The sequence below is a fragment of the Pseudomonas sp. BN414 genome (genome assembly GCF_029871275.1).
GTDB classification, from domain to species: Bacteria; Pseudomonadota; Gammaproteobacteria; order Pseudomonadales; family Pseudomonadaceae; genus Metapseudomonas; species Metapseudomonas resinovorans_C.
Genome location: NZ_SSOL01000063.1, coordinates 1 through 2,199, shown reverse-complemented (window position 1 = coordinate 2,199; position 2,199 = coordinate 1). Strand labels below are relative to the sequence as shown.

Below are 2,199 nucleotides of genomic sequence, written 5' to 3'. Positions count from 1 at the left end.
GCGTCCTGCTTAGCGAATGAATTCGCCCCCACAGGTGCTGGCTCAGCCCCCCGACATTCCGGCGTGCCTGCCTTTTTTTGGGGGCGATTTCAATCGCGATGGGCAGCGCAGTTGCCCCCCGTGTGGACCTTAGGGCAGGACTTTGTCCTGCTTAGCGAATGAATTCGCCCCCACAGGTGCTGGCCCAGCCCCCGACATTCCGGCTTGCCTGCCTTTTTTGTGGGGGCGATTTCAATCGCGATGGGCAGCGCAGCTGCCCCCTGAGAGACCTTTAGGCAGGACTTTGTCCTGCTTGGCGAATGAATTCGCCCCTACAGGTGTTTATCACCCGCCCCCTGGCCTGTCTGGCAGCCCTGCCAACACGACTGGCACAGACAAAAAAACCTCGATCCCCTGCAGCGCAGAGAATCCGGACATCGGCCCTGCTTCCGCGCTTGCCGTCGTGGCTGCGCGGGCGGGCTTGTGATGATCGAGGTAGGAAGTCGATGTACAAACATAACAAGGGGCTGCTGTTCGGCGTGTTGTCGCTGCTGATGGCCCAGTCGGCGCTGGCGGCGGACTGCGCGCCGGATCAGGTGCAGAAGGGCGAGGCACTGTTCGGCAGTGATTGCTCGGTGTGCCATTCGGCCAAACAGGGCGGCCCGGCCATGATGGGTCCCAACCTGCACGGCCTGTATGGCCGCAAATCCGGCAGCCTGGCCGGTTTCAGCTACTCCCAGGCGATGAAGACCAAAGCGGTGGAATGGAAGCTGGACAGCCTGGAGCAGTTCATCGCCCAGCCCCAGTCCTTCGTCGCCGGCACCTACATGCCCTATGCCGGGATGGCCGACGTCGCCGGGCGTCGCGCAGTCGGCTGCTTCCTGGGCGCACAGAAATAATGATGGTGCCGGGCAGGCGCCCGGCCCACGAATGAAGAGGATCGAGCATGAGCAAGGTTGAAATCCTGCCGCAGGTCGCGGCATTCCTGGAGCGTCGCCACGGCTGCTTCATTGACGGTCAATGGGTGCTGCCGGAAGGCGCGACCACCCCGGTACTGAACCCCGCCACCGGCGAAGCCATCTCCCACGTGCCTGACGCGCCGCTGGAGTACCTGGATCGCGCCGTGCAGTCCGCCCACCAGGCGTTCAAGTCCCGCGTCTGGTCCGGCCTGCGTCCGGCTGACCGCGAGCGTATCCTGCTGCGTTTCGCCGCCCTGGTGGAAGAGAACGCGGAAGAACTGGCCCAGCTGGAAACCCTGAGCCAGGGCAAATCGATCAACATGTCGCGCATGCTGGACGTCGGCGCCACTGTCGAGTTCATGCGTTACATGGCCGGCTGGGCGACCAAGATCGAAGGCCAGACCATGGACGTGTCCATCCCGATCCCGCCGGGCTCGCGCTTCACCGCCTTCGCTCGTCGTGAGCCGGTGGGCGTGGTCGCTGGCATCGTGCCGTGGAACTTCCCGCTGATGATCACCACCTGGAAGGCCATGCCGGCGCTGGCCACCGGCTGCACCGTGGTCATCAAGCCCGCCAGCGAAACCCCGCTGACCGCCCTGCGCCTGGCCGAACTGGCCTTCGAAGCGGGCATCCCGGCCGGCGTGTTCAACGTCGTCACCGGCGGTGGCAGCACCGTGGGTAACGCCCTGGCGTCGCACCCGCTGATCAGCAAGGTGTCCTTCACCGGCTCCACCGCCGTGGGCAAGAGCGTCGGCGTGGCCTGCATGGAGAACATGACCCGCTTCGCCCTGGAGCTGGGTGGCAAGAACCCGATGATCCTGCTGGCCGATGCCGACGTGGAGAAGGCGGTGCAGGGCGCGCTGCTCGGCGGCCTGCTGAACAACGGTCAGGTCTGCGCCGCGGCCTCGCGCTTCTACGTGCACCAGTCCATCTACGAGCCCTTCGTCGAAGGCCTGGCCGCTGCGGTGAAGGGCCTGTCCATCGGTCCGGGCATGGACCAGGACGCGGCGATCAACCCGCTGGTCTCGCGCAAGCAGCAGCTGAATGTGCTCAAGCACATTGACCTGGCCCGCCAGGAAGGCGCCCGCGTGGTCGCCGGTGGCGAGCGCCTGGAAGGCGACGGCTTCTTCGTTCAGCCCACCGTGCTGGCCGACGTGAACCACGAGATGACCGTGTCGCGCGAGGAAGTCTTCGGCCCGGTGCTGTCGGTGATCCCCTTCACCGACGAGGACGCCATGATCGAACTGGCCAACGACAGCGT

2 protein-coding genes are annotated in these 2,199 nt (G+C 65.3%); both read left to right on the top strand.

Features of this window, described 5'->3' with window-relative positions:
- Positions 1 to 485 precede the first annotated feature (485 nt).
- The gene (locus tag E8E95_RS12580) at positions 486 to 878 is read left to right on the top strand and encodes a c-type cytochrome (protein WP_280350561.1); all 393 of its coding nucleotides are present in this window, start codon (positions 486 to 488) and stop codon (positions 876 to 878) included.
- A gap of 47 nt (positions 879 to 925) precedes the next feature.
- On the top strand, positions 926 to 2,199 hold a 1,274-nt coding region (locus tag E8E95_RS12575; protein ID WP_280350559.1), incomplete at its 3' end, for an aldehyde dehydrogenase family protein.